This window comes from Chloracidobacterium sp., from assembly GCA_016720705.1.
GTDB lineage: Bacteria > Acidobacteriota > Blastocatellia > Pyrinomonadales > Pyrinomonadaceae > OLB17.
In genome coordinates, this window is record JADKKB010000007.1 from 1733054 (window position 1) to 1756090 (window position 23037).

A 23037-nucleotide genomic window follows, 5' to 3' on the forward strand; every position below is an offset into this window, starting at 1 on the left:
CGACAGCGGTTCTCCGACAAAACTATTTCTAATTGGACTGGAATCTTACGTAACAGATAGTAACTTTGTTTCTGCGGCCAATCAATAAATTTTGACCGATAGACCATTTTATTTGGGCTATCGGGCATTTCGCGGCGGTTGTCACTCGAATCAAAGTACTTAGTGATCCGGCAAGTGGCAATATTTACGGGTCGCTAAGATTTCGGCAATGTTTCGACCCGTCGATTAACTTCGTCCCAATTTACGTTTGTCATAAACGCATTTACGTACTTATCTGCCGCGGCACCGTAATCCATTTGATATGCGTGTTCGTACATATCCAGCACGAGTAGCGGCACTGTGAATGGCGGACTGGTGGTGTGGTCAAATGACCAGTAGTTATGAAATTCGCGAGTGTGCATATTGTATGCAAACACTGTCCAACCTGATCCTCCGCTAAGTGAATTTCCGGTGCGTTTGAATTCGGCTTCCCACGACTCGTAGCTACCAAACCATTTTTCGATCACTTTTTTCGCATTTCCGTCAGCCTTTCCGTTGCCGCCGAGGTTTGCAAAATAATGTTCGTGCAATACGATCGAGCCGGTGCGGATGAGCTCTTGGCGCTTGAGATCGCCGTACAAATATGCGGGCACATCCTTATCTTGCATCATTGCTGCGAGCCGTTTTTCGACGGCGTTGAGGGCTTTGACGGCGCCTGCGTAATTATTGTCGTGGTGAGAACGGATCAGCTTTTCCGATATTCCGGACAGCTTTGCGGCGTCGAATGGAAGCGGTTTTGCGATATGCGATCCGGCAAAGGCCGGAGCCAATTCTTCCGTTCGGGCTGTCGTCTGGCCGCTGATCCGACCCGCTGCCAATGCGGCGGTTCCGGTTGCCAAAATTCCCGTTAATGCTTCTCTGCGTGTGATCTTATTCATAATTTACTCCTTGCTCAATGATTTTACTCGGTTATTCTAAGTTCGTTAATCTCTATAGCGTTGAACGAAACTTAAGGTAATCGTTCGCCGACTGCAGCGGGCGTTCGACCATCGGTACGTGGCCGACTCCCGGCATTATTATCACCTGCGAGTTCGGCATCAAATTGTGTAGTATCTCGGCGGACGCAACGTTAAGCGTCCGATCAAGTTCTCCCCACACGATCAGTGTCGGCGTCTGCATTCCATTTACCCGCTGCTCGACCGAGTCCGCTATAAGTTGCGGAAATATCTTTTCCTCCAGCGTATAGTTAAGTATCCGCTCGCGTGCCATCACATTCATCAATGGCCGCGGGATAAATGGAGCGTCCGCCATCACGAATGGGATCAGCTCGGCAAATTCGTCCTCAGTTTGCGGCATCAGAGGATTCTTTCCCGTTTTGGCAATGAGCTTTCTAAGATCGCTCTCAGGCGCCGACCAGATACCGGCGGGATCAAGCAGCCAGAGACTTTTTACTTCGTCGGGATAAAGTGCGGCATACGCCATAGCGATCTGGCCGCCCATCGAGTTGCCGCCGAGATGTAGGGTGGAAATGCCGAGGGCTTTGGCTAGTGCGTGCAATCGCTCGGCCTGAGCATTTGGGGAATAGTCAGCCTCCGCCGGATGATCGGACTCACCAAATCCGATATGGTCCGGCACGACCACTCTGTAATGCGATGTCAGATATCGTGATGTGCGGGCAAATGTGTCCTTATTTGCGCCAAATCCGTGCAAGAGCACTAAGGCCTCGCCCTGGCCGCCCTCGAGATAGGCATAATTAGCGCCGTCGGGCAATCGTATCTCTTTACGAACCAGTCCGGCGCGTTGGCGCTCAAAATTGAAAAGGACTCTCGTTGCAGTCTCGGGTGTCAGATAGATAAAACCGATGGCGGATCCGACCGCGATCACAAACACGATCGCCAGAATAGTGATCATGCTCAATATTACCTTTCTTTTCATCTACTTTGACAATTTTTGCGCGTGATCCCGAGCCTAAATAGAAAATTCAGCAACGACCGGCGTGTGATCGCTCGGACGCTCCTGACCTCGCGGGGCTTTGTCGATCCAGCAACCGGTACATTTCTCGGCCAAGGGCTGCGATACCCAAATGTGGTCGATCCGTAGGCCCTGATTTCGCTGCCAGGCGCCTTCGCGGTAGTTCCACCACGAAAACTCCTGCACGTCTCCGTTTTTATGACGAAATGCATCGACAAAACCCCATTGTTTGACGTGATCCATCGCCGCGCGTTCGGGTTTGGAAAAGTGGAGTTTGCCCTGCCAGGCGGGAACGCTCCAGACGTCTAGCTCGTCCGGTGCGACATTAAAATCGCCGCACAAAAGTACATTCGAGTTTGTGTCGCAATTATCGTCAAACATTTGCCGGAGACGATGCAGCCAATCGAGTTTGAAGGTAAATTTTTCAGTCCAGAGTTCCGTGCCGTTCGGGATATATGTGTTGACGATCCGAATGCCGTTGATGGTCGCGGCGATCAGACGCTTGGGTTGCTCGTCGTCATCGTCGTGAAATCCCTTTTGCACGTCGGCTATTTCGTGTGTCGAAATGATGGCGACTCCGTTGTAGGATTTCTGGCCAAAGAACGCGACGTTGTAGCCCGCAGATGTGAACTGCTCGAGCGGGAAATGCTCATCATCCACCTTGGTCTCTTGGACGCAGAGTACATCAGTGCCCGTTTGCTCGAGCCAATTGAGCATCGATTCCGTCCTCAGACGGATCGAATTAACATTCCAGGTTGCGACTTTCATTATCTAGTTTTTAACATATCTTGATCAAGGCAAGCTACTTTTTAGGAGCGATCGGTCGCGGATAAAGTCTGACAGTTCGATGAACCTCGCCATTCTTGTCTAAAAGATCTACTTCGGCTTCAAAGACTGACATATAGGTGCTGTGCTTTCCGTCGTTGACGCTAATGCCTGCGTACTTGAAGTGAGGTTCTGAAAACTCACTTCCGGTCGGAGATTGAGCGCGTGATGGCGATATTAGCAGTGTTCGCAGTGAGACACTGCCAGCGGAATCCGTTCGCAGCTTGACGGACATACATTCTGAGGTCACCATACGGTCGGTTTCCGGTGTCCGTTTAATAACTTCTCAGCCCCAGCAATACTTTGCCTTGACGTCCTTTTCCGCGAATGGCCCGCCAGTTTCCTCATCCGTCAAATAAACGCGAACCTGCGGCACTCTAAACGGACGACCATATACGAGATCTGATCTAGTAGTCGGAACCGTAGATTTTTGCTGAGCCAACGTACCGCTACCGACAACGGTCAGAAAAAATGAGATCAAAAGTAGAGATTTCATAGATGCTAGAACATTACTCTGGACTAATTGCGGATGAATTTCTCTCCCAAAAGACCCCATCCGCAAATCCCTGAATAGCATTGTCGGTTTCCACGAGTTCGAGCCGCTTTTGCGCCAGCAGACAATAATTTTCATCCGATTCGATCGTAACAAAATCTCGCCCGAGCTTTTTTGCCACGACGGCGGTTGTGCCGCTGCCTGCGAATGGGTCGAGGATGACGTCGCCGGCGTCGGAACTCGCAAGAATTATCTTTGCGAGGAGTTTCTCGGGCTTTTGCGTCGGGTGGTCTGTATTTTCGGGCATTGACCAAAAGGGCACGGTGATATCTGTCCAGATATTTGACGGGTGAGTGTCGCGAAAATTGCCGCCGGGTGTTTCCGTCCAATCTTTCGGTTTCCCGTCCTCACGATACGGTGCGAGCACGCGCCGCCGTTGCTTTACCGCGTCCACATTGAAGGTATATTCATCCGACATCGTGAAAAACCATATATCTTCCGAGGCGTTCTTCCAGTTAGCCTTGGCTCCGCGGCCCTTTTCTCGCTCCCAGGTAATACGGTTCTGCAGTTTGAAATATCTCGACCCGACACTTTGGATCACCGAACCCGAGCGCCAGTCGCCGCAGATATAGGCCGACGCTCCGGGTTTAAGAAGCGGCACGCACAGCTTTAGCCACGAATCGAGCCATTCTTCATATTCGTCGGACGATCGCTCACGAAAGCTTTCTTTCCCAAATCTCTTGGTCAGGTTATATGGCGGATCCGCAAAAAGCAGGTCGAAATGGCAATTGGGTAATCGTGGCAACACTTCGAATGCGTCACCGCAGATGACCAAATTATCAGAATGCGGCCTGTCGCCGAGTTGGTCGGAGCTTACGAGTTGTTTTTGGAGCGAAACGACCTCATCCGCACCTATCTCGATAGTTCGGTTTCGCGGAGCTCTCGGTCGAGGATCATTTGTTTGAGATCTTGCCATCAGGGTGTTCGTTTTGAACTCTAGCATAGTGACGAAGTATTGCGAACCAAAACTCCGGCAACGCTCCGACGCAAGCGCTCCTTGACCCTTAAAATGGGCGCGTGATACCATTAAGTCTTTTGAGAATCGGGCGCTTTTAGCCTTTTTAACACACTGTTATTGGTCAAATAAGTTTATGCATTTGTTGGCGTTTGCCGAAAGTATACAACTCTTCCCGGACGGCACGATCTTCATCCATATCGCGTTGATCCTGATCATGATCTGGGTCCTCAACCGCACCCTGTTCAAACCGATCAACCGCATTATGGCGACCCGCGATAAATACAAGGGCGTCGAAGGCGGCGAAGCGGGGACGATCCTGCGCGATGCCACCGAAAAAGAATCGAGATACTCACGCGAAATGCTTGAGACCCGCTCAAAGGGCTACGAGTTGATCGAAAGCGAGCAGAAAGACGCGGCGGTCGATCGGGAAAAACAGATCGGCAAGGTCAAGGCTGAGGTCGCCGATAGATTTGAGACCGGCAAAGCGGAAGTTGAAAAGCAGGCCGCCGAAACACGTTCGACGCTGGCCGCTGACGCTGAAAAGATAGCCGATTCGATCGCAGCCAATATCTTAAAGGCTTAGGATTATATGCTCTTGTTCATAAGCAATATTATTTTATTTTTCTCCGGTGCGGCCGCGGCCGGCTCCGGCGGAGCTTGGGAATCGTTTAAGCATTTTTACAACGAGTGGTTCAATTTTCCAGGTTTTGAGATCTGGAAATTCATTAATCTCTTTCTGTTTATCGCGATCGGTGTTTACCTTCTCAAAAAACCGCTCGGAGATGCATTTAAGGCAAAGCGCGAAGCCATCCGTTCCGAGTTGATTAAGGCTGAGGAAGAGAAGCAGGCCGCACTCGCGAAATTGACCGCTGCCGAGGCCAAACTCGCTCAGCTCGAAACCGAGAAACAAGGTGTTTTTGCTAACGCGAAGGCCGAAGCCGAAGCGGAAAAGCAGCGTCTTGCCGCTCACACTGAGACCGAGATCCAGAGGCTTCGTCAGCAGACCGAGGCTGAGATCGCCCGTCTGGTCAGTCAATCACGTGCTGAACTCCGTCGATTTGCTGCCGAAGAAAGCATTCGCCTTGCCGAGCAAAAGCTACGTTCGCAGATCAATGGCGAGAGCGATGCCCGTTTGGTAAGGGCAAACATCCAAGAGATCGGAGGGCTTAACTAAAATGAGTACCGAAACAGTCGCCCGCCGCTATTCCGCCGCACTTGCAGACGTTGTTTTGCAGGCAGGCGACGTTGATACCGTCAGAGATGAGCTCGCCGGTTGGCACCGTATCTTTGACGAAAACCCAAATCTGAGTAACGTTTTCAGCAATCCGTCGATCACGCACCTCAATAAGCAGAATCTGCTTGAGGAACTGATCGCCAGATCCGCTCCGACCAAAACGACGGCAAACTTCTTGCGTATTTTGCTCAAAAACGACCGACTGAATGAGATCGGCGAGATCAATCGCCGGTTTGCGTCGGTGCTAGAGGAGCGTAAAGGCGTGATCGCGGCCGAGATCACATCGGCCCGCGAACTGCCGGAAAATGAACGTGCCGCTTTTCAGCTAAATATCGAAAAGATGACGGGCAAAAAGGTCAATATTAAATTTTTAACAAACAGCGATATTATCGGCGGCGTCGTAACCCGCATCGGGTCAACCGTCTATGACGGCTCGATCCGAACTAAATTAGATACTCTTAAAGAACAGCTCATTGGTGGATAGCAATTTGCGGGCGGTCTGCCGCTGGTCGAAAATGCGGCAGGCTTAACGGCAACGGGCCACTAACAATTAATATGGAAGCAATTAAAGCAAACGAAATAAACGAGATCATTCGTGCACAGATCGAGAACTTTGACGCCAGTATGACGGTCAACGAGGTCGGCACGGTGATCAAGGTCGGCGATGGTATCGCCGAGATCTACGGCCTCGAAAAGGTTATGGCCGGTGAGTTGCTCGAATTTCCGCACGGCGTGCGCGGTCTCGCACTTAACCTTGAGGAAGACAAGGTCGGTTGCGTGCTCTTCGGCGATTTCCAGAAGATCGAGGCCGGTGACGAAGCCAAACGCACCAAGCGCATTATGAGCGTGCCGGTCGGCGATGCATTGATCGGCCGAGTAGTTGACGCTCTCGGTAATCCGATCGACGAAGCGGGCGACATCGTTACTGACACCTATTTTCCGATCGAGCGTATCGCCCCCGGCATTATTGATCGTCAGCCCGTTAAAGAGCCGCTTCAGACCGGTTTGAAAGCTATTGACTCGATGGTGCCGATCGGCCGCGGACAGCGTGAGTTGATCATCGGCGACCGCCAGACCGGTAAAACGGCCGTCGCGATCGACACGATCATCAACCAAAAGGGCAAGGACGTTATCTGTATCTACGTCGCTATCGGCCAGAAGCAGTCGACGGTTGCTCAGGTTCGCCAAAAGCTCGACGAATTTGGCGCGATGGACTACACGATCATCGTTTCGGCGACCGCATCTGATCCGGCGGCTATGCAGTTTCTAGCTCCGTACGCAGGCTGCGCGATGGGCGAGTACTTTCGCGACAACGGCCGTCACGCTCTGACGATCTACGACGATCTGTCCAAGCAGGCTGCGGCGTATCGTGAAATTTCACTTCTGCTCCGCCGTCCGCCGGGCCGCGAGGCATATCCGGGCGACGTTTTCTACTTGCACTCACGCTTGCTAGAGCGTGCGGCTAAGATGTCGGATAAGCAGGGCGGCGGTTCGCTGACCAGTTTGCCGATCATCGAGACTCAGGCCGGCGATATCTCGGCCTACATTCCGACCAACGTAATCTCGATCACGGACGGCCAGATCTTCCTTGAGTCCGACTTGTTCAACTCAGGCGTACGGCCGGCTATCAACGTCGGTAACTCGGTTTCGCGTGTGGGCGGTTCGGCTCAGATCAAGGCGATGAAGCAGGTTGCCGGTACATTGCGTATCGACTTAGCCCAGTTTCGCGAGTTGGCGGCATTTGCGCAGTTCGGCTCGGACCTGGACAAATCTACCCAGTCTCAACTCGAACGCGGAAAGCGTCTGACCGAGATACTGAAACAGCCGCAATACCGGCCGATGGAAGTAGTCGAACAGGTGCTGATCATCTGGGCTGTTACCAACGGAATGGCAGACGACATCGAGGTTTCCGATCTTAAGCGTTTTGAAGAAGAGCTGACCACGTTTGCTAAGGACGCTCATCCCGCCGTGCTCAACACGATGCGCGAGAAGCAGTCGATAGATGACGATCTCAAGGCCGCGATGAAGGAAGCGATCGAGGATTTCAAGGCAACACGTTGGGAAACGTCAACGGCAACCGCAGCGTAGGTTAGTTATAGGTGATTAGGTGCGGGTAATAGTCGACGACTATTACCCATTCCCTATCACTCATCAACAAGAATATGGCAAGTCTATTGGATATGCGCCGACGCATTAAGTCGGTCAAAAATACTCAGCAGATCACCAAGGCGATGAAGATGGTCGCCGCGGCCAAGCTCAAACGGGCCCAGGATCGCGTCACTTCATCACGCCCTTTCGCGGGTAAGATGTCCGAAGTTTTGGGCGGCCTGAGCGCAAAGGTGGCTGATGAATTTTCGCATCCGCTACTCGACGAGCGTGGAGACGACAAATATCTCATCGTACTGATCAGCGCCGACAAGGGCCTCGCGGGTGCGTTCAACGCCAACGTCATCAAGGCCACACAGGCCTTTCTTAAGAGTCACGACGGCAAGACGACCGAGATGGTCGCTGTCGGTCGTAAGGGTCGGGATTTCTTTAGGCGTCGTGACGTGGTCTTTGCCGACGAATACATTGGATTGACAGGTTCGGGCCAGGTCAAACTCCAGGACGCACTCGAGATCGCTGAAAAGCTTATCAAGGACTTTGTCGCTGATGAGACGATCGACAAGGTGTTTATCGTCTTTACCGAATTCAAGACCGTTCTATCGCAAAAACCCGTTATTGAGCAGCTTTTGCCGATCCCGCGAAATGATTCCGATGCGGGTGCAGACGGCACCGCTCAGGCCGAATATATCTATGAGCAGCCTGTGGCCGAGATCTTTGGCAAGCTTTTGCCAAAACAGGTCGAGACGCAGATCTACCGCGGTATGATCGAATCGGTCGCCTCAGAACAAGGTTCGCGAATGACGGCAATGGACTCGGCGTCAAAGAATGCCGGCGAACTGATCGACACTCTGGTTCTCAATATGAACCGTATCCGTCAGGCTGCGATCACCAAGGAGATCATCGAGGTTGTCAGCGGCGCCGCGGCAGCATAATTTGCGATCGGGGTTTTACCAAAAGGCCGGGCGCGTGATCGTAGCCCGGCTTTTTTGCGCATCGCGGTAGAGTTGTTAATCGCATGGTACCGTTGTAATATACTGTCGATCTTTACTTTTCGGCATTTGCTCTTTAATGTCGCTGTTTTCGAGAACTTTACCATCAAAAATTGGAGGACACTATGGCGATACTTGGTCTTTTGGGTTTACTTCTGTTGGTAGTTGGTTGGGTCTGGTTAATGATCATTGCATTCAAGAGCGGCGGGGCGCTTTGGACGGTTTTGATCTTTTTCTTCTCGTGGATCGCGGGCCTGATATTCTGTTTTGTTAAGAAGGAAGGCTGGATGCAACTGGGGATGATGATACTAGGAATGATCTTGATGATCGCGGGCGGTAGTTTTTCGGCCTCGACGTCATTTGGCAACTAGCGGCCGATAATTGACTGGATCTAAGGGTATGAACGAGAGACGCGATCGCATATTTGCAGTTGCGTCTCTCGTATTTTGGGTCGGCATCATTTTTTATCTGTCGAGCGGACAGGGGGCGATGGATCAGACTTCGAGATTTATCCGCCCGTTGCTCGAGTTTTTGTTTCCGTCGGCATCGTCGGACACGATCACGCTGTATCACGCGTTCATTCGCAAATTCGCACATTTTACCGAGTATGCCATTCTCGCTTTCCTGGCATTCCGGGCGTCCAGGAACTCCCGTTGGAAGTATATCGCGGCCTTCGCGCTTGTGATCGCGGTCGCATCGCTTGACGAATTCAATCAGAGTTTTGAGGCGACAAGGACCGGCAGCATCAACGACGTGATGCTTGATATTGCCGGCGGCGTCTCGATGATCGCAGTTATTTGGGGCATTCTCAAAATCCGGCGGTCGGTAATCGCATAGCGACATTCAATTGTCTTCGGCCAACAAAAAACTTCCATTTTCGGCAACTTTGTGTCATATTTTATCGTTAAGAGTACTGACAAGGAGATTTATAAATGAGCATTTTTGACAAGATCAAACAAGAGGCATTAAACCAGTTTATCGAGGTCATCGAGTGGCTCGATGAATCACAATCGACACTCGTATACCGTTTTCCGGTCGCCGCCCAGGAGATCAAGAACGGTGCCCAGTTGATCGTTCGCGAATCGCAGGCCGCAGTCTTCGTTTTCGAGGGCCAGGTCGCTGATGTGTTTACGCCCGGACGCTACACCATCGAGGGCGGTAATACGCCGATCCTTTCGAAATTGGGTGCGTGGAAATACGGTTTCAATTCTCCGATCAAGTCTGAAGTCTATTTCGTCAATACGAAACAGTTCACTGATATGAAATGGGGCACGTCCAATCCGGTTATGCTCCGCGACGCCGATTTTGGTATCGTCCGCCTGCGTGCGTTTGGCGCCTACAGCTTGCGGGTCGCTGATCCGAGCGAGTTTATCAAGCAGATCGCCGGCACCAATGCCCATTTTCAGACCGACGATATCGACGGTCAGCTCAAACGTGCCATCGTTACTGAGTTTTCCGATGCTCTCGGCGAACTCAAGATACCGGCGCTCGACCTCGCCGCTCAGTACAAAGAGATCGGCGATACGATCCGCGGTAAGATCAACGAAGATTTCAGTAGCTACGGGCTCGAGGTAACCAAGTTTTACGTCGAGAATGTCAGCCTTCCGCCCGAAGTCGAGGCCGCGATGGACAAGCGTGCATCGATGGGAGCTCTCGGCGACGCTCAGACCTATATGCAGTTTCAGGCAGCGGACGCCCTTCGCGATGCGGCGCAGAACGAAGGCGGCGGTGCGGGCCTCGGTGCCGGCCTCGGTGCGGGATTTGCGGTCGGCGGCCAGATGGCAAATGTTTTTGGCCAGCAGGCAGGCGGTGCTCAACCCCCGGCGGCAGTCGCGGCGACGGTTCCGTGTCCGGCGTGCGGCAAAGCGAATGTGGCCGGCGTTAAGTTTTGCTCCGATTGCGGCGGCAAAATGGAGGTCGCTAAGGTTCCGTGCATTAAATGCGGTGCCGAACTTCGCGAAGGTGCCAAGTTCTGTTCCGAATGCGGCTCGACGCAGGAAAAGGCCAAGTGCACCGGTTGCCAGTTCGAACTCGCCCCGGGAGCCAAGTTCTGCCCCGAGTGCGGTGCTAAGACCGACGACGCCTAAACTGAGATTTTGGCATTGACGATCCGAGGACGGGTGGGCGAGCTAAGTCCATCCGTCCTTTCTATTTGCGTTTCAAACGTATTAGAATTAGTCCTTATTGGAGCAAAAAATATATGGCCGTTAGCCCCGAACTATTAGAGATACTACGCTGCCCAAAGTGTAAATCCGAACTCGAGATCAACGCCGAGCAAACCCGACTCAAGTGTCTAAACCCTGAGTGCTCATTGGTTTACCCAATTCGCGACGACATCCCCGTGATGCTCGTCGATGAAGCGACGGTCGAAAAATAATGAACCGGCCCGAGATCGATTGGGGCGGCATCAGGCGTGTGCTGGTCGTCCGCCTGCGTTCGATCGGCGACACCGTTCTCGCTACGCCCTCTTTGATCGCACTGCGGCGATTCCTGCCCGATGTCGAGATAGACATATTGCTCGAAGATTGGGTCGCACCCGTGCTCGACGGTTTTGAGGGCGTGAACGTAGTATCAGTCGGAAGCGGCAACGCCGCTAAACTCAAGACATCCGGATACTTACGCAACCGCAAATACGACGTCGCCATCAATCTGCACGGAGGCACGACCAGCTCAATTTTTGTAAGGGCATCGAGTGCCAAGCACCGTATCGGACTATCGCATTACCGTTACCCGCGATTCTATAATCATATCTATTCATCGGCAGCGGATTTCTGGCGGCGCACGGATATGCATTCCGCCGAACAGCAGCTCGCTGTCCTTGGCTTCGCCGGTATCCCGGTCGGAGACCTGCCGAAAAGTCGTTTGACCGTAACCGATGCGGCCACTCTCACGCTGCAGGCGAAATTTACCTCAGCCACGCAGCGATCGCTGGCCCAAGAACCGCGATTTGCATTGATCCATCCGGCGGCGGCGTTTGCGACAAAGCAGTGGGCGACAGAGAGTTTTGCCAAAACCGCCGAATTTTTGGCCGACCGCGGACTCGGGACAGTCGCTGTAGCGGCTCGGCACGAGTCAGACATCTTAAAAAAACTTGTCGATCTGTCCACTGTTCCGATAGCTGTGTTTGATGATCTGACGCTGCCTGAGATCACGGCGCTTGCCTCGAAAGCCGCAATATTTGTCGGCAATGACAGCGGCATCGCACATATCGCTGCTGCGGTCGGTACACCGAGTGTTGTGGTATTTGGCTCATCCAACCGCAACCACTGGCGTCCGTGGACCGATGCGCCAAATGAGATCGTCTTTCACGAACTGCCTTGTCAACCCTGTGCCGGTTATGAATGTAAGGTCTTTGGCGAGCCGAAATGCATCCTCGACGTCGCGCCCGCCGCAGTATTTACCGCCATTGAAAGGGTGCTTTAAGTGCCCGTATTTCTTGACACTTCCGCCCCAAACCCGTAGTATTTATAGTTTCGACTCTAGTGGCCGAAGTGTGTCTATATGTTCGAATCGCTGTCTGACAAACTTAAGTTAACACTGCGAAATCTTCGCGGTGCGGGCAAGCTGTCGGCTGAACATGTAGATATTGCTCTCAAAGAGATCCGAATGGCTCTGCTTGAGGCGGACGTTAACTATAAGGTCGCTAAAGATTTTGTAGAATCGGTTCGCATAAAGGCCGAGGGCGAAGAGGTCTGGAATGGCCTCAAACCGCATGAACAGGTCGTCAAGATCGTCTATGACGAACTGAGCGAACTGATGGGCGGCACGTCTTCGCGGCTTGTTTTTACCAAGGCCACGCCGAACGTCGTGATGATCGTCGGACTGCAGGGTTCGGGTAAAACGACCTCGACCGGCAAGATCTCACGCTGGCTCGCGGACAATCAGGAGCGTAAGCCCTTGCTCGTCTCGGTCGACGTCTATCGTCCCGCGGCTCGCGAACAGCTTAAGGTTGTCGCCAATGCTGTCGGCGTAGCGGTTTACGAGGCTAAGGAAACAAACGATCCGATGACGATCGTTCGCGGAGCGGTCACACACGCGGTCGAATTTGGTTTCGACACGCTGATGATCGATACCGCCGGCCGTCTGCACATCGATGACGACCTGATGGTCGAGCTCGAGCAGATCAAGGCCGAGACCAAGCCCGTCGAAGTGCTGTTTGTCGCTGATGCGATGACGGGGCAAGACGCGGTCCGCTCGGCGGAGGTTTTTCACGAACGCGTCGGCATCACCGGCGTTGTTCTGACCAAGATGGACGGCGACGCCCGCGGCGGTGCTGCTCTGTCGATCAAGCAGGTCATCGGCCAACCGGTGAAGTTTGTCGGTGTCGGCGAAAAGTACGACGCGATCGAGCCCTTTTACCCTGACCGTATCGCTCAGCGAATACTCGGGATGGGCGACGTTCTGAGCCTTATCGAAGAGGTTCAGGGCAAGATCAACGAAGAAGAAGCGCAGGAACAGCTGCGAAAAATGACGAGCAATCAGTTTTCGCTCGAAGATTTTCGTAATCAGCTGGGACAGTTCAAAAAGCTTGGATCGATGTCCAAGTTGATGAAGATGCTGCCGGAACAGATGACCGGCGGACTGCAGATCACCGATGAGCAATCGGCCGTAGTCGACCATCAGATGAAACGCACCGAGGCGATCATCGATTCGATGACGCGGCTCGAACGCAATAACCATAAGGTGATCGATGCGAGCCGTAAGACGCGTATCGCCGGCGGTTCGGGCTCGACCATTGCCGAGGTCAATCAACTGCTCCGTCAGTATGAGCAGATGAAAAAGATGATGGCCCAGATGAATCGCGGCGGCCTGCTCGGCGGTTTGGGCCGAAAGATGGCCGGTGGACTCGCCGGCGGTCTTGGCGGACTTTTAGGCGGCGGTGGAAATCCGTTGGGGATGCTGGGCGGCGGTTCGGCGATAGATCATTCGGATGACGGCGATTCCAACGACTCGCTGGCAAAACGCATTAAGAAGAAGAAAAGACACAAGAAAAAAAGATAGTGGGTCGAAATAGTGGATCGTGCATAAAGCGATCTACGATCGGCAGTTCACCAGTTACGGAGAAATTATGTTAGCAATTAGTTTGATGAGAATGGGCGCGAAGGGTAAACCTTTCTACCGCCTTGTGGTTAAGGAAAAGCGATCAAAGCGCGATGGTAAATACCTCGAAAACGTAGGCACGTACAATCCGATGATCAACCCGGCTGAGGTTAAGCTCAATCACGAACGTATCCAGTATTGGATCGGTGTCGGAGCGCAGCCGACCGATACGGTCAAGAGCTTGATCAAAAACAACCCGGCTCAGGAAGAGGCTTAACCACAGTCACGCGGAGGTCCAGATAGGAGCGATCCTCTGTGATCCCTGCGGCGTAGTGGTGTAAAACAATGAAAGAAGCTGTAGAAAGAATTATCAGATCGCTCGTCGGCACGCCCGACGCGGTCGAGGTGGCTGAGAGCGGCGACGGTAAGAATGTGCGTATCGCGGTTCGCGTTGCAGAGCACGATATGGGCCGTGTGATCGGCCGTGAGGGCCGCACCGTCAAGTCGATCCGCAGCTTACTTTTTGTGGCGGGGCAGAAGCACGGAAAACGCTTTCAGCTCGACCTGCTCGAGGACTAACGTCCGACAAACTTCAGTTTGTCGAAATCGCGTGGAAGAACTCGTCACCATAGCCAAGATCGTCAAGACCCGCGGCCTCAAGGGCGAGTTGGTCGCTGATCTGCTGACCGATTTCCCGCAGCGGTTCGAGGGCCTTGAGAGCGTCACTGCGGTCAGGCCTGATGGCTCGATGCTGTCGCTAAACCTGGACGATTTCTGGTTTCAGAATGGCCGCGTCATCCTGAGATTTGCGGGTTACGGGACGATCGAGTTGGCCGAGGCGTTGCGGGGCGTTGAGATATGCGTCTCCGAGGCCGAGGCGGTCACGCTCGATGACGGCGAGTTTTACGATTGGCAACTGCAAGGCTGTCGTGTTGAAACCTTGGACAGGACCGAGATCGGTGTTGTTACCGAACTGATGCGAAACGGCGCTACCGAGATATTGGTGGTCAAGGGCGTTGAAAAAGATCATCTGATCCCTTTTGCCGAAACGATCTGTCCTGAGGTCGATATTGAAAATAAGTTGATCCGGATCGATCCGCCGGACGGGTTGCTGGAGTTTTAGGTGAAAATTGATGTATTAACAATTTTCCCAGAGTTTTTTGGCCAAGCCTTTGATTTCGGCATTATTCGCCGGGCAAAGCTTGCCGGAATAGTCGAGATAAACGTCCACGATATCCGCGAGTATGCGGTCGATAAACACAAAATGGTCGATGATCGGCCATTTGGCGGCGGCGACGGGATGGTCTTAAAACCCGAACCGATATTCGCCGCGATTGAAAATTTGATAGGAACGAGCGATCGTGACGCTTACCCCGAAGGGACGCGCGTCGTGATGCTGTCGCCTCAGGGCCGGCAACTCAAGCAAGCTGTGGCAAAGGAGTTTGCCGATGCCGCGGAGCACATCGTGATGATCTGCGGACGGTACGAGGGCGTTGACGAACGCGTCAACGATCTGCTTGTGACGGACGAGTTGTCCATCGGCGACTATGTGCTCTCGGGCGGCGAACCCGCGGCGATCGTCATCGCCGACAGCATCGTCAGGCTTTTGCCGGGTGCACTAGGCAGTGATACATCGGCCGCCAATGACTCGTTCAGCGACGGTTTGCTCGATTGCCCGCATTACACGCGGCCGGCCGAGTTTAGGGGAATGTCGGTTCCCGAAGTTTTACTTAACGGCAATCATGCCGAAATTGAAAAATGGCGCCGGGCTAAGGCGCTCGAAAAAACGAGACTAAATCGTATTGATCTTTTAACAGGAGAAAATGGTGATATGTGAGCGGCATTGCCGCTGACCTCTGGCCGAATTAGAAAATGAACAGACTAGATAGCGTCGAAAAGACACAGATGAAAGAGACCGTACCGGTTTTTCAGCCGGGCGATACACTTCGCGTACACGTACGCATTAAGGAAGGCAATAAAGAGCGCCTTCAGGCGTTTGAGGGTATCTGCATCGCCCGCAAGCACGGCGGCGTCCGCGAGACCCTGACCGTCCGCAAGATCAGCTTTGGCGTCGGCGTCGAGCGTATCTTCCCGCTGCACGCAACGGTGATCGACCACATCGACGTCATTCGTCACGGTAAAGTGCGTCGTGCCAAGCTCTATTACCTTCGCGATCTGCGTGGTAAGGCAGCACGTATCAAGGAACGCGATACACGCGGCAAGGCTAAGAAAGCCTAGTCGGGAGAGATAAATAGTGAATAACGCGGGAAATTCGGATCCATTCGTAAGAGACGGGTCCGACTCCCGCGTTTCTTTGTTTGACGATGTCGTTATCGACGGTATCGGTCTCGCATTTGAGCAAAATGCCGTCAGCGAAGGCCACCTTTTCGTCGCGGGTGTGGACGAGGTCGGCCGCGGATGTCTTGCCGGCCCCGTCGTGGCTGCGGCGTGCATCCTCGACATCGCCAGGCCGTTTCCCGCCGGTCTCGACGATTCGAAAAAGCTGACCGAGAAAAAACGCGACACCATCGCCGCCGAACTCAAACAAACCTGCGTCGCTTATGCGATCGGCCAGGTCGAGGCGGACGAGATCGATCGCATCAACATCCTCGAGGCGACAAAACGAGCGATGCTGCTCGCGATCGCCGGACTTGTCCCCGCCGCCGATTACCTTCTGATCGACGCGCTCCATCTCAAACAAAGCGATTTGCCGCAAAAGGCGATCATCAAGGGCGACTCGATCTCGGCCTCGATCGCTGCCGCATCAATACTCGCCAAAACCTACCGCGACGATCTGATGAAGGCATACGACATCGAATTTCCCCAATACGGCTTCGCCGGCCACAAAGGCTACGGAGCCGTCACCCACTTTGCCGCCTTACGCATACACGGCCCGTGTCACCTTCATCGCAGATCATTTCGCGGTGTCCTACAGGACTAGAAATATCGTCGTTGCCGTCAACGCGCGAGCCAACTCGTCGAAAGCCGCGAATTTTGGGCAATTAATATTTATCCGCAACGACAGAAGCCGATCTATTTGATTGTTGCATAGATAATATACTGTACGATACACAATATTTATGAGATAATTGTAATATGAAAAAGCATAAAGCCGCTAAATGCAACAGAGACATCGGTTACGGCATTTCCGAGCACATTTTGCGATGAAGCTGAGGGGAAGGAAATTAATTAGGGACACTTTGGGAGGTTAACTTATTTATTCAGAGCATTTAGCCTGTCCCAAATTGTTTGAAACCACGAAATTAATTAGGGACACTTTTCGTCCGTAACTCACAGCAAACGCACGGCTTAGCGTTACAAAATGTGTAAACCGACTGTTTCAAATTAAATTGAACTAATTAGGGACACTCGGCGATTATAAATCGCTAAGGTCGCCCCGTTGCCGTTCGAGGTGCCATACGATCGCGGCCAGGAAAGACATAGGTTTAATTAGAGCCAGATTTTTGCTCTCCGTTTCTGGATTTTCGGGGTCTTTATCACTTTATGTCTTGGTAGCTCGGTAGTGATAAAAATAAACAATTAGGCGCGTAACCTCCGGCAATTAGGTATAATGAGTATCGTTAACCGCAAAGCCGACGATTAGAATTTTATGTTCGAACGCTATACGGAGAGGTCACGGCGAGTGATCTTTTTCGCTCGCTATGAAGCCCTGCAATACGGTTCTCAGGTGATCGCACCTGAGCACATATTACTCGGGCTAATGCGCGAGGATAAGACCATTTCTTCACGCTTTTTCCCGTTTCGAACCGCCCTGACGGTCGATACGATCCGGCGCGATGTCGAGGAGCGGATCGTGCTGCGCGACCGCATACCGCAATCTGCCGAACTGCACCTTTCGCCGGTCACAAAACGCATACTCTTTTACGCCAATGAGGAGAGTCGGCAGCTTAAGAACCGCCACATTGGCCCTGAGCACCTTTTGCTCGGGTTGGTCCGCGAGGAGCGTTCGATCGCCGCCGAGATACTCTTTGGCTACGGGCTCCGGCTCCAGGACGTGAGGGACGAGATGTCGCGGCAGAGCACCGTGCCGCACACTGCGGCCGCGGTCGGTTCCGACGCTTCGAAAACGCCGAATCTGACGGAATTTACACGCGATCTGACCAACGAAGCGACCGAGGGCCGCCTGGATCCGCTCATCGGCCGCGAGGCTGAGATCGAGCGGCTGATCGAGATATTATGCCGCCGGACCAAGAATAATCCGGTCCTGATCGGCGAATCCGGCGTCGGCAAAACGGCGATCATCGAGGGCCTTGCCCAACGCATCGTCGATCGACAGGTGCCGACATTTCTTGAGAAAAAACGCATCCTCTCGCTCGATCTCTCGCTGGTCGTCGCCGGTACCAAATACCGCGGTCAATTTGAAGAACGGCTTAAAAAGATAATGGCCGAGCTTAGGGAGAACGCGGAGAATATCGTCTTTATCGATGAACTGCACACGCTGGTCGGGGCCGGTTCGGCCGAGGGCACGCTCGACGCCGCCAATATACTCAAGCCCGCCCTTTCACGCGGCGAGATACAGTGTATCGGCGCAACTACGCCGGGCGAATATCGCAGATCGATCGAAAAGGACCGAGCACTCGAACGCCGCTTTCAGGCCGTCAAGGTCGAGCCGGCGAGCGAGGCAGACGCACTCCGGATAATCGAGGGCATCGTTGAACGCTATGAGGCGTTTCATCAGATACGCTACACCAAGGACGCACTCGCCGCCGCTGTCCAACAATCGAATCGCTACATTTCGGACCGGTTTCTGCCCGACAAGGCGATCGACGTGCTTGACGAAGCCGGAGCGAGAGCCAAACTGCGGCATCAGCAGGAAAATCGCGGTGAGCCGTCGTGGAAAGAGACGGTCGAAAACTGGAAACGCGCCGCCGCTAACGAAGACCAACTGATCTCGCTCGAGCTCCGAACCCTTGAAGATTCGTTCTACGCTGTCGAAGTGACGCGCGACGACGTCGAGGAAGTGATCGCCCGCTGGACCGGCATTCCGATCACATCGATCAAGACCGACGAAGCTCAAAAGCTGCTAAATATCGAAAAAGCCTTGCACGAACGGATCATCTCGCAACGGCCGGCGATATCGGCACTTGCGAGGGCGATACGGCGTTCGCGTGCGGGACTTAAGAATCCGAGTCGCCCGGTCGGGTCGTTTCTATTCCTGGGGCCGACGGGCGTCGGCAAGACCGAGGTAGCGAGGACGCTGGCTGAGTATCTATTCGGTTCCGAGCGTGCTCTGATTCGTTTCGATATGAGCGAGTTTATGGAAAAGCACTCGGTGTCAAAATTCATCGGGTCGCCTCCGGGATACGTCGGCCACGAAGAGGGCGGCCAACTTACCGAAAAGCTCCGGCGTTCGCCATACGCGGTAGTGCTGTTTGACGAGGTCGAAAAGGCCCATCCGGACGTATTTAACGTGATGCTGCAGGTCTTTGAGGACGGCGTTTTGACCGACGCACTCGGGCAGGCGGTAGATTGCAAACACGCTATTTTTATAATGACCTCAAATCTGGGTGCCCGCATCATTCAGAAAAACGCGGCATTTGGCTTTACGGCCAATGCGGCAACCTCCCGCGAACAGGTCGAGGAGCAGGTAATGTCGGCGGTCAAACAGACGTTTGCACCGGAATTTATCAACCGTCTCGATGAGATCGTGATCTTTGACGAACTTGGCGACGACGACCTGCGCCAGATCGTCGATCTGCAGGTAGCCAAACTGGGCCAGATTCTCGAGGATCGACAATTGACCATCGGACTCTCAGAAGAGTCCAAAACGTGGCTTATACAAAAGACCTGCTCCGACCGCAAGTACGGTGCCAGGCCGCTGAAACGGGCGCTCCAGAAATACGTCGAAGACGAACTTTCGGAAGCATTGATCCAAGGCCAAATGGACGGTTCCGGCCGTGTCGAAGTTTACTGCGAAAATGATAAACTTGCTTTTCGGCTAGTGCCGTCGCCCGAGACAGAGTTATTGGAGAAAGCATAGGCGGCCCGAAGACCAAAGATGTACCCGAGAGCAAAATTTGTAGAGATACTGCACGAGATCCGTCAGGAGATGTCGCAGGAGGCGGATTACGACGTCGTGCTTTTTGCCGAAATGGTGCGCACCGGCGATAGAGCTCACGACCTAGGCAAAGGCAAAAGCCTCGATTCCGGCCGCTCTGTCAAGATGAACGCCGACGCGGGGCCTGAATTGACCCGTTCGGGGAAATGACGATCGTGGATTGTAGATCGAACGCAGAATTGATTAAATACATCGCGTAAGCGTACGACCGCCTTACGCGATACGCCAAGGATGTTCCGTTACCTCATTTCGCTCATCTTTATCCTGATCGTGCTTGTCGGCTCGGCGGCCATCTTTTTTCCTGAATATTGGGTTCACCGTTACGACGATCTGATCAGCCGACAGGCCCGAGTTTACCGCATTGACGAAAAGCTTGTCTGGAGCGTGATCTATGAGGAGACTTACTTTCGAGCTTGGAAAGTGGGTGCGGCCGAGGAGGTCGGGCTGATGCAGGTGACGCCGACCGTCGCCCGGGAGTGGGCCAAAGAAACCGGCCTGAAGGAAATGGAAAAGCAAGCCGCGTCGAACGTCAACCAACTACTATCGGACCCTGAACGAAATATACAGATCGGCTGTTGGTATCTGGAAAAGGTCCGTGAAAAATACCGCGAACGCCCGGCTGAAACGGCGATGATGCTCGCGGCATATAATGCCGGAGCAAGCCGCGTCGATGAATGGACCCGCGATGCCGACACGATGACGATGGCCGAAAGCGATTTTGTCTCGCGTATCGCTATCGCGAGCACTCGGTCGTACGTCACCTCGATACTCGGACGTTACCGAGCCCAGCCAAAACAAAAATAGAATGAAGATCATCACCGCCGATCACGTTTTGCCGATCTCGACAGAGCCGATCACCAACGGTGCGGTCGCTATCGTTGGCGAGTGCATCGCTGCCGTCGGCGATCGCGAGCAGATCGTCGGGCAGTTTCCGGACGCCGAGATCATTGACTATGGTGCGGCGGCAATAATGCCCGGAATGGTCAATTGCCACTCGCACCTTGAGATTACCGCAATGCGCGGGGCACTCGACGAGGTCGAACACGATTTCAGATCGTGGCTGCTGCGACTCAATTCGATCCGCGAGAGTTGGACGGATGAAGACGTCGAAGCATCTGCTTCGGCCGGAGCATTGGAAGGCTCGCGTGCGGGCGTGACTTGCTTTGGAGACATCGGGCGGATGGGCAACGCGGGCGTCAAGGCTCTGAAAGCCGCGGGCCTGCGAGGCATCGTGTATCAGGAAACTGAGTTTTCGCCGGACAACCGCACGGCCGCAAATGACTTTGAGGAGCTTGGGGCAAAATTTGAGTTACTTAAGGACGAAGAGACCGATCTCGTAAAGGTCGGCCTGTCGCCGCACGCGCCATATACGGTCAGCTCGCAACTTTTTGAGTTGATCGCTCAATACTCCATTATCAATCGCATTCCGCTGACGATCCACGCCGCCGAATCTGCCAGCGAGATCGAGCTTCTAACACGCGGAACCGGCTTTTTTACCGATGTCTACGAGAAATTTGGTGTTGAATGGTTCAGTCCGCATTGCACGCCGATCGAGTATCTCGAACGCCTCGGAGTGCTGTCCGCCCGGCCTCTGCTCGCCCATTGCGTTAAGGTATCTGCAACCGACATCGAGCGGATCGCGGCCAACGGAGCAAGCATCGCTCATTGCCCGAAATCAAACGCGAAATTCGGCCACGGCTACGCTCCGTTCGAGCAGTTTGTCGATGCCGGGATCGCTGTCGGGCTTGGTAGCGATTCGGTCGCGAGCAATAATGTCTGCGACCTTTTGGAAGAATCACGCTTTGCCGCTCTGTCGGCGCGCAACCGCGACGGTTCGGAGCGATTCGTCGGCGCCCGCGACGTTCTCGAGGCCGGCACCGTCGGCGGAGCCAAAGCCCTAAACCTCGATCACCTGATCGGCACACTCGACGTCAGCAAGCAGGCCGATATCGCTGTCGTTTCGCTCGAAAACAACGCTCAGCAACCAGTCAGCGACATTCACGCCGCGATCGTATTTTCATCAAACGCGCGAGATGTCGTGATGACGATGGTGAGTGGAAGGCGTGTTTATTAGTTGGTGTTTGCTTTTGCGGTATCGAGCTGGGCATTAAAGCGATCTATCAACGTCTGCGCTCTGTCGGCAACAAACGGGTGAAAGTCGCCCATATTCAAGAAGACACGTTGCTGATTGAAACGATCAACAATAGGAACTGCTTTCGAAAGAAAGGGTTTTGCATCCATCATAACCAGAGCGATCGCTGCGTATAGCCGCACAAAATCCTCTTTGGCTGATAGAAGTTTACCTAAAGCTCCGGCGTATTTCACTGACTTTAGTATGCCGAGAGCAAGTGCCGCATCCTTTCTCACCAGCGATCGTTTATCCGACAGTAAAAGAGCGATCTTGTCTTCGAATTCCGTTGCTCCCATCATCGCCAGAGCCTTTGCGGCATCGCCTTTCACAAAATCTACAGTGAGAAGTTTTGCGATTTCAGGCTTTGTGTCTTTTGCATCTATCCGGACAAAGAGGAACATTATTGCGGTCCGCTGTTCACTGTCAAAACTTTGGCGCATCAATGCGATCAACTCTCGTTTGTAGTCCGGTGCCGCTCCGGTTTCGAGCAGGAAATTAAGCGGCGCCAATTTGTTTAGGGAATAAGCATTCTTATCCAGCATTAGATCGACAACCGCCTTTGCGTGCTTTCGGCCACCGAGGCCGATCAATGCGGTTATTGCTCCTTCACGATTAAAGTCATTGCCGGTTTTCAGAAGCTCCAACACCTTATTTTCGTATTCAGTGGCCCCAAGCATCGACAGGGCGATGGCGGCTTGCCCCTTGGACACATCGGTCATTTGAGCGAACTCATCTTTGAACTTAAAGTCACCCTCCAGAATGTTTGCGATCGCCGGCACATATTTCTTGTCGCCGAAACTGCCAAGTACCACCGCGGAGAATCCCCTGACTACGCTATCATCTGACTTTGTAAAGGCAGCAAATCTGTCCTTGACACCATTCAATCCACCTAGCTTGGTCAATGCTTCTTGATCGTTAGACCGGATTGCGGTGAGAAAATCGGTAAGGTCGTTAATTACCTTATCAACAGCAGACTTATCGGAATAGTTATGACTTAGCGACCACATCATTCCCATAAGTTGTGGTAGGTGTTCACTAAAACGGGAGTGGACGGCCTCGATATTGTTTGGATCAAAAGGTACATCACTCTGATCGAGCGTCTGGGCTCGACCAGGTATTTGGCAGGAAAACACTGCCAATAAAAAAAACAGATTTAGTAGGAGTGATCTATT

At 53.2% G+C, this 23037-nt stretch carries 28 protein-coding genes; 21 read left to right on the top strand and 7 right to left on the bottom strand.

The annotated features are described in order from the left end of the window. Positions 1-194: 194 nt before the first annotated feature. Genes IPQ00_14920 through IPQ00_14945 form a run of 6 tightly spaced genes read right to left on the bottom strand, consistent with a single transcriptional unit; the run spans position 195 to position 4244 of the window. Positions 195-917, bottom strand: coding sequence for a superoxide dismutase (locus IPQ00_14920; GenBank protein ID MBL0241853.1), 723 nt, complete (start codon positions 915-917; stop codon positions 195-197). Positions 918-969: 52 nt separating this feature from the next. Then, on the bottom strand, positions 970-1890 hold the full coding sequence (locus IPQ00_14925; protein ID MBL0241854.1) for an alpha/beta hydrolase: 921 nt from the start codon (positions 1888-1890) through the stop codon (positions 970-972). A 57-nt stretch (positions 1891-1947) separates the two neighbouring features. Beyond that, positions 1948-2718 (bottom strand): exodeoxyribonuclease III, encoded by a 771-nt coding sequence (xth, locus tag IPQ00_14930; protein ID MBL0241855.1) that lies wholly within the window; start codon positions 2716-2718, stop codon positions 1948-1950. Between the two features lie 34 nt (positions 2719-2752). Beyond that, complete coding sequence (locus IPQ00_14935; GenBank protein MBL0241856.1) at positions 2753-3028, bottom strand: hypothetical protein; 276 nt, start codon at positions 3026-3028, stop codon at positions 2753-2755. 33 nt (positions 3029-3061) lie between these two features. Beyond that, entirely contained in the window at positions 3062-3271 is a 210-nt protein-coding gene (locus tag IPQ00_14940) for a hypothetical protein (protein ID MBL0241857.1), read from the bottom strand. Positions 3272-3284: 13 nt separating this feature from the next. Then, positions 3285-4244: a site-specific DNA-methyltransferase gene (locus tag IPQ00_14945; GenBank protein ID MBL0241858.1), complete on the bottom strand. Its 960-nt coding sequence runs from the start codon at positions 4242-4244 to the stop codon at positions 3285-3287. Between the two features lie 175 nt (positions 4245-4419). On the opposite strand from IPQ00_14945, the gene IPQ00_14950 reads away from it, so the two are divergent. The 21 genes from IPQ00_14950 to IPQ00_15050 all read left to right on the top strand — a co-directional run bounded on the left by IPQ00_14950 (position 4420) and on the right by IPQ00_15050 (position 21808). Continuing rightward, positions 4420-4869: a hypothetical protein gene (locus tag IPQ00_14950; GenBank protein ID MBL0241859.1), complete on the top strand. Its 450-nt coding sequence runs from the start codon at positions 4420-4422 to the stop codon at positions 4867-4869. A gap of 6 nt (positions 4870-4875) precedes the next feature. Beyond that, positions 4876-5460 carry a hypothetical protein gene (locus IPQ00_14955; GenBank protein MBL0241860.1) on the top strand — a complete coding sequence of 195 codons (585 nt, stop codon included), beginning with the start codon at positions 4876-4878 and terminating at the stop codon, positions 5458-5460. A gap of 1 nt (position 5461) precedes the next feature. Next, positions 5462-6004 carry an ATP synthase F1 subunit delta gene (atpH, locus tag IPQ00_14960; protein ID MBL0241861.1) on the top strand — a complete coding sequence of 181 codons (543 nt, stop codon included), beginning with the start codon at positions 5462-5464 and terminating at the stop codon, positions 6002-6004. Between the two features lie 71 nt (positions 6005-6075). Then, positions 6076-7608 (top strand): F0F1 ATP synthase subunit alpha, encoded by a 1533-nt coding sequence (locus IPQ00_14965; GenBank protein ID MBL0241862.1) that lies wholly within the window; start codon positions 6076-6078, stop codon positions 7606-7608. Positions 7609-7682: 74 nt separating this feature from the next. Next, complete coding sequence (atpG, locus tag IPQ00_14970; GenBank protein ID MBL0241863.1) at positions 7683-8558, top strand: ATP synthase F1 subunit gamma; 876 nt, start codon at positions 7683-7685, stop codon at positions 8556-8558. A gap of 182 nt (positions 8559-8740) precedes the next feature. Then, entirely contained in the window at positions 8741-8986 is a 246-nt protein-coding gene (locus tag IPQ00_14975) for a hypothetical protein (GenBank protein ID MBL0241864.1), read from the top strand. A gap of 28 nt (positions 8987-9014) precedes the next feature. Continuing rightward, entirely contained in the window at positions 9015-9452 is a 438-nt protein-coding gene (vanZ, locus tag IPQ00_14980; protein MBL0241865.1) for a VanZ family protein, read from the top strand. Positions 9453-9547: 95 nt separating this feature from the next. After that, positions 9548-10702: an SPFH domain-containing protein gene (locus IPQ00_14985; GenBank protein MBL0241866.1), complete on the top strand. Its 1155-nt coding sequence runs from the start codon at positions 9548-9550 to the stop codon at positions 10700-10702. A 113-nt stretch (positions 10703-10815) separates the two neighbouring features. Then, complete coding sequence (locus IPQ00_14990; protein MBL0241867.1) at positions 10816-10992, top strand: Trm112 family protein; 177 nt, start codon at positions 10816-10818, stop codon at positions 10990-10992. Further along, on the top strand, positions 10992-12038 hold the full coding sequence (locus IPQ00_14995; protein ID MBL0241868.1) for a glycosyltransferase family 9 protein: 1047 nt from the start codon (positions 10992-10994) through the stop codon (positions 12036-12038). Before IPQ00_14990 ends, IPQ00_14995 begins: the two co-directional genes overlap by 1 nt. Before the next feature lie 78 nt (positions 12039-12116). Continuing rightward, the gene (gene ffh, locus IPQ00_15000; protein MBL0241869.1) at positions 12117-13616 is read left to right on the top strand and encodes a signal recognition particle protein; all 1500 of its coding nucleotides are present in this window, start codon (positions 12117-12119) and stop codon (positions 13614-13616) included. Between the two features lie 64 nt (positions 13617-13680). Beyond that, entirely contained in the window at positions 13681-13932 is a 252-nt protein-coding gene (rpsP, locus tag IPQ00_15005; protein ID MBL0241870.1) for a 30S ribosomal protein S16, read from the top strand. Between the two features lie 68 nt (positions 13933-14000). Beyond that, a complete protein-coding gene (locus IPQ00_15010; GenBank protein MBL0241871.1) occupies positions 14001-14234 on the top strand; it encodes a KH domain-containing protein in 234 nt (77 codons plus the stop codon). A 31-nt stretch (positions 14235-14265) separates the two neighbouring features. Further along, the gene (gene rimM, locus IPQ00_15015; GenBank protein MBL0241872.1) at positions 14266-14778 is read left to right on the top strand and encodes a 16S rRNA processing protein RimM; all 513 of its coding nucleotides are present in this window, start codon (positions 14266-14268) and stop codon (positions 14776-14778) included. Next, positions 14779-15492: a tRNA (guanosine(37)-N1)-methyltransferase TrmD gene (gene trmD, locus IPQ00_15020; protein MBL0241873.1), complete on the top strand. Its 714-nt coding sequence runs from the start codon at positions 14779-14781 to the stop codon at positions 15490-15492. It abuts the gene before it with no gap. Between the two features lie 35 nt (positions 15493-15527). Further along, the gene (rplS, locus tag IPQ00_15025; GenBank protein ID MBL0241874.1) at positions 15528-15893 is read left to right on the top strand and encodes a 50S ribosomal protein L19; all 366 of its coding nucleotides are present in this window, start codon (positions 15528-15530) and stop codon (positions 15891-15893) included. 76 nt (positions 15894-15969) lie between these two features. Then, a complete protein-coding gene (locus IPQ00_15030) occupies positions 15970-16596 on the top strand; it encodes a ribonuclease HII (GenBank protein ID MBL0241875.1) in 627 nt (208 codons plus the stop codon). A 669-nt stretch (positions 16597-17265) separates the two neighbouring features. Further along, complete coding sequence (locus IPQ00_15035; protein MBL0241876.1) at positions 17266-19656, top strand: ATP-dependent Clp protease ATP-binding subunit; 2391 nt, start codon at positions 17266-17268, stop codon at positions 19654-19656. Between the two features lie 18 nt (positions 19657-19674). After that, positions 19675-19884, top strand: a complete 210-nt coding sequence (locus IPQ00_15040) for a hypothetical protein (protein MBL0241877.1) — start codon at positions 19675-19677, stop codon at positions 19882-19884. A gap of 81 nt (positions 19885-19965) precedes the next feature. Next, entirely contained in the window at positions 19966-20538 is a 573-nt protein-coding gene (locus IPQ00_15045) for a transglycosylase SLT domain-containing protein (protein MBL0241878.1), read from the top strand. A 1-nt stretch (position 20539) separates the two neighbouring features. Then, complete coding sequence (locus tag IPQ00_15050) at positions 20540-21808, top strand: amidohydrolase family protein (GenBank protein ID MBL0241879.1); 1269 nt, start codon at positions 20540-20542, stop codon at positions 21806-21808. Here IPQ00_15050 and IPQ00_15055 read toward each other — a convergent pair. Continuing rightward, positions 21805-22998 (bottom strand): HEAT repeat domain-containing protein, encoded by a 1194-nt coding sequence (locus tag IPQ00_15055; protein MBL0241880.1) that lies wholly within the window; start codon positions 22996-22998, stop codon positions 21805-21807. The two genes, IPQ00_15050 and IPQ00_15055, sit on opposite strands and share 4 nt — an antisense overlap. Between the last annotated feature and the right edge of the window lie 39 nt (positions 22999-23037).

What these genes read in the sequence shown, in the direction of transcription:
- atpH (MBL0241861.1), top strand. Translation starts at nt 5,462, where the DNA reads ATGAGTACCGAAACAGTCGCCCGCCGCTATTCCGCCGCACTTGCAGAC.
- IPQ00_14950 (MBL0241859.1), top strand. Translation starts at nt 4,420, where the DNA reads ATGCATTTGTTGGCGTTTGCCGAAAGTATACAACTCTTCCCGGACGGC.
- IPQ00_15045 (MBL0241878.1), top strand. Translation starts at nt 19,966, where the DNA reads ATGTTCCGTTACCTCATTTCGCTCATCTTTATCCTGATCGTGCTTGTC.
- IPQ00_15035 (MBL0241876.1), top strand. Translation starts at nt 17,266, where the DNA reads ATGTTCGAACGCTATACGGAGAGGTCACGGCGAGTGATCTTTTTCGCT.
- IPQ00_14920 (MBL0241853.1), bottom strand. Translation starts at nt 917, where the DNA reads ATGAATAAGATCACACGCAGAGAAGCATTAACGGGAATTTTGGCAACC.
- IPQ00_14990 (MBL0241867.1), top strand. Translation starts at nt 10,816, where the DNA reads ATGGCCGTTAGCCCCGAACTATTAGAGATACTACGCTGCCCAAAGTGT.
- IPQ00_14935 (MBL0241856.1), bottom strand. Translation starts at nt 3,028, where the DNA reads ATGGTGACCTCAGAATGTATGTCCGTCAAGCTGCGAACGGATTCCGCT.
- IPQ00_14985 (MBL0241866.1), top strand. Translation starts at nt 9,548, where the DNA reads ATGAGCATTTTTGACAAGATCAAACAAGAGGCATTAAACCAGTTTATC.
- IPQ00_14995 (MBL0241868.1), top strand. Translation starts at nt 10,992, where the DNA reads ATGAACCGGCCCGAGATCGATTGGGGCGGCATCAGGCGTGTGCTGGTC.
- IPQ00_14925 (MBL0241854.1), bottom strand. Translation starts at nt 1,890, where the DNA reads ATGATCACTATTCTGGCGATCGTGTTTGTGATCGCGGTCGGATCCGCC.
- IPQ00_15050 (MBL0241879.1), top strand. Translation starts at nt 20,540, where the DNA reads ATGAAGATCATCACCGCCGATCACGTTTTGCCGATCTCGACAGAGCCG.
- rplS (MBL0241874.1), top strand. Translation starts at nt 15,528, where the DNA reads ATGAACAGACTAGATAGCGTCGAAAAGACACAGATGAAAGAGACCGTA.
- vanZ (MBL0241865.1), top strand. Translation starts at nt 9,015, where the DNA reads ATGAACGAGAGACGCGATCGCATATTTGCAGTTGCGTCTCTCGTATTT.
- IPQ00_14965 (MBL0241862.1), top strand. Translation starts at nt 6,076, where the DNA reads ATGGAAGCAATTAAAGCAAACGAAATAAACGAGATCATTCGTGCACAG.
- ffh (MBL0241869.1), top strand. Translation starts at nt 12,117, where the DNA reads ATGTTCGAATCGCTGTCTGACAAACTTAAGTTAACACTGCGAAATCTT.
- IPQ00_14940 (MBL0241857.1), bottom strand. Translation starts at nt 3,271, where the DNA reads ATGAAATCTCTACTTTTGATCTCATTTTTTCTGACCGTTGTCGGTAGC.
- IPQ00_15040 (MBL0241877.1), top strand. Translation starts at nt 19,675, where the DNA reads ATGTACCCGAGAGCAAAATTTGTAGAGATACTGCACGAGATCCGTCAG.
- IPQ00_14945 (MBL0241858.1), bottom strand. Translation starts at nt 4,244, where the DNA reads ATGGCAAGATCTCAAACAAATGATCCTCGACCGAGAGCTCCGCGAAAC.
- IPQ00_14955 (MBL0241860.1), top strand. Translation starts at nt 4,876, where the DNA reads ATGCTCTTGTTCATAAGCAATATTATTTTATTTTTCTCCGGTGCGGCC.
- xth (MBL0241855.1), bottom strand. Translation starts at nt 2,718, where the DNA reads ATGAAAGTCGCAACCTGGAATGTTAATTCGATCCGTCTGAGGACGGAA.
- IPQ00_15010 (MBL0241871.1), top strand. Translation starts at nt 14,001, where the DNA reads ATGAAAGAAGCTGTAGAAAGAATTATCAGATCGCTCGTCGGCACGCCC.
- atpG (MBL0241863.1), top strand. Translation starts at nt 7,683, where the DNA reads ATGGCAAGTCTATTGGATATGCGCCGACGCATTAAGTCGGTCAAAAAT.
- IPQ00_14975 (MBL0241864.1), top strand. Translation starts at nt 8,741, where the DNA reads ATGGCGATACTTGGTCTTTTGGGTTTACTTCTGTTGGTAGTTGGTTGG.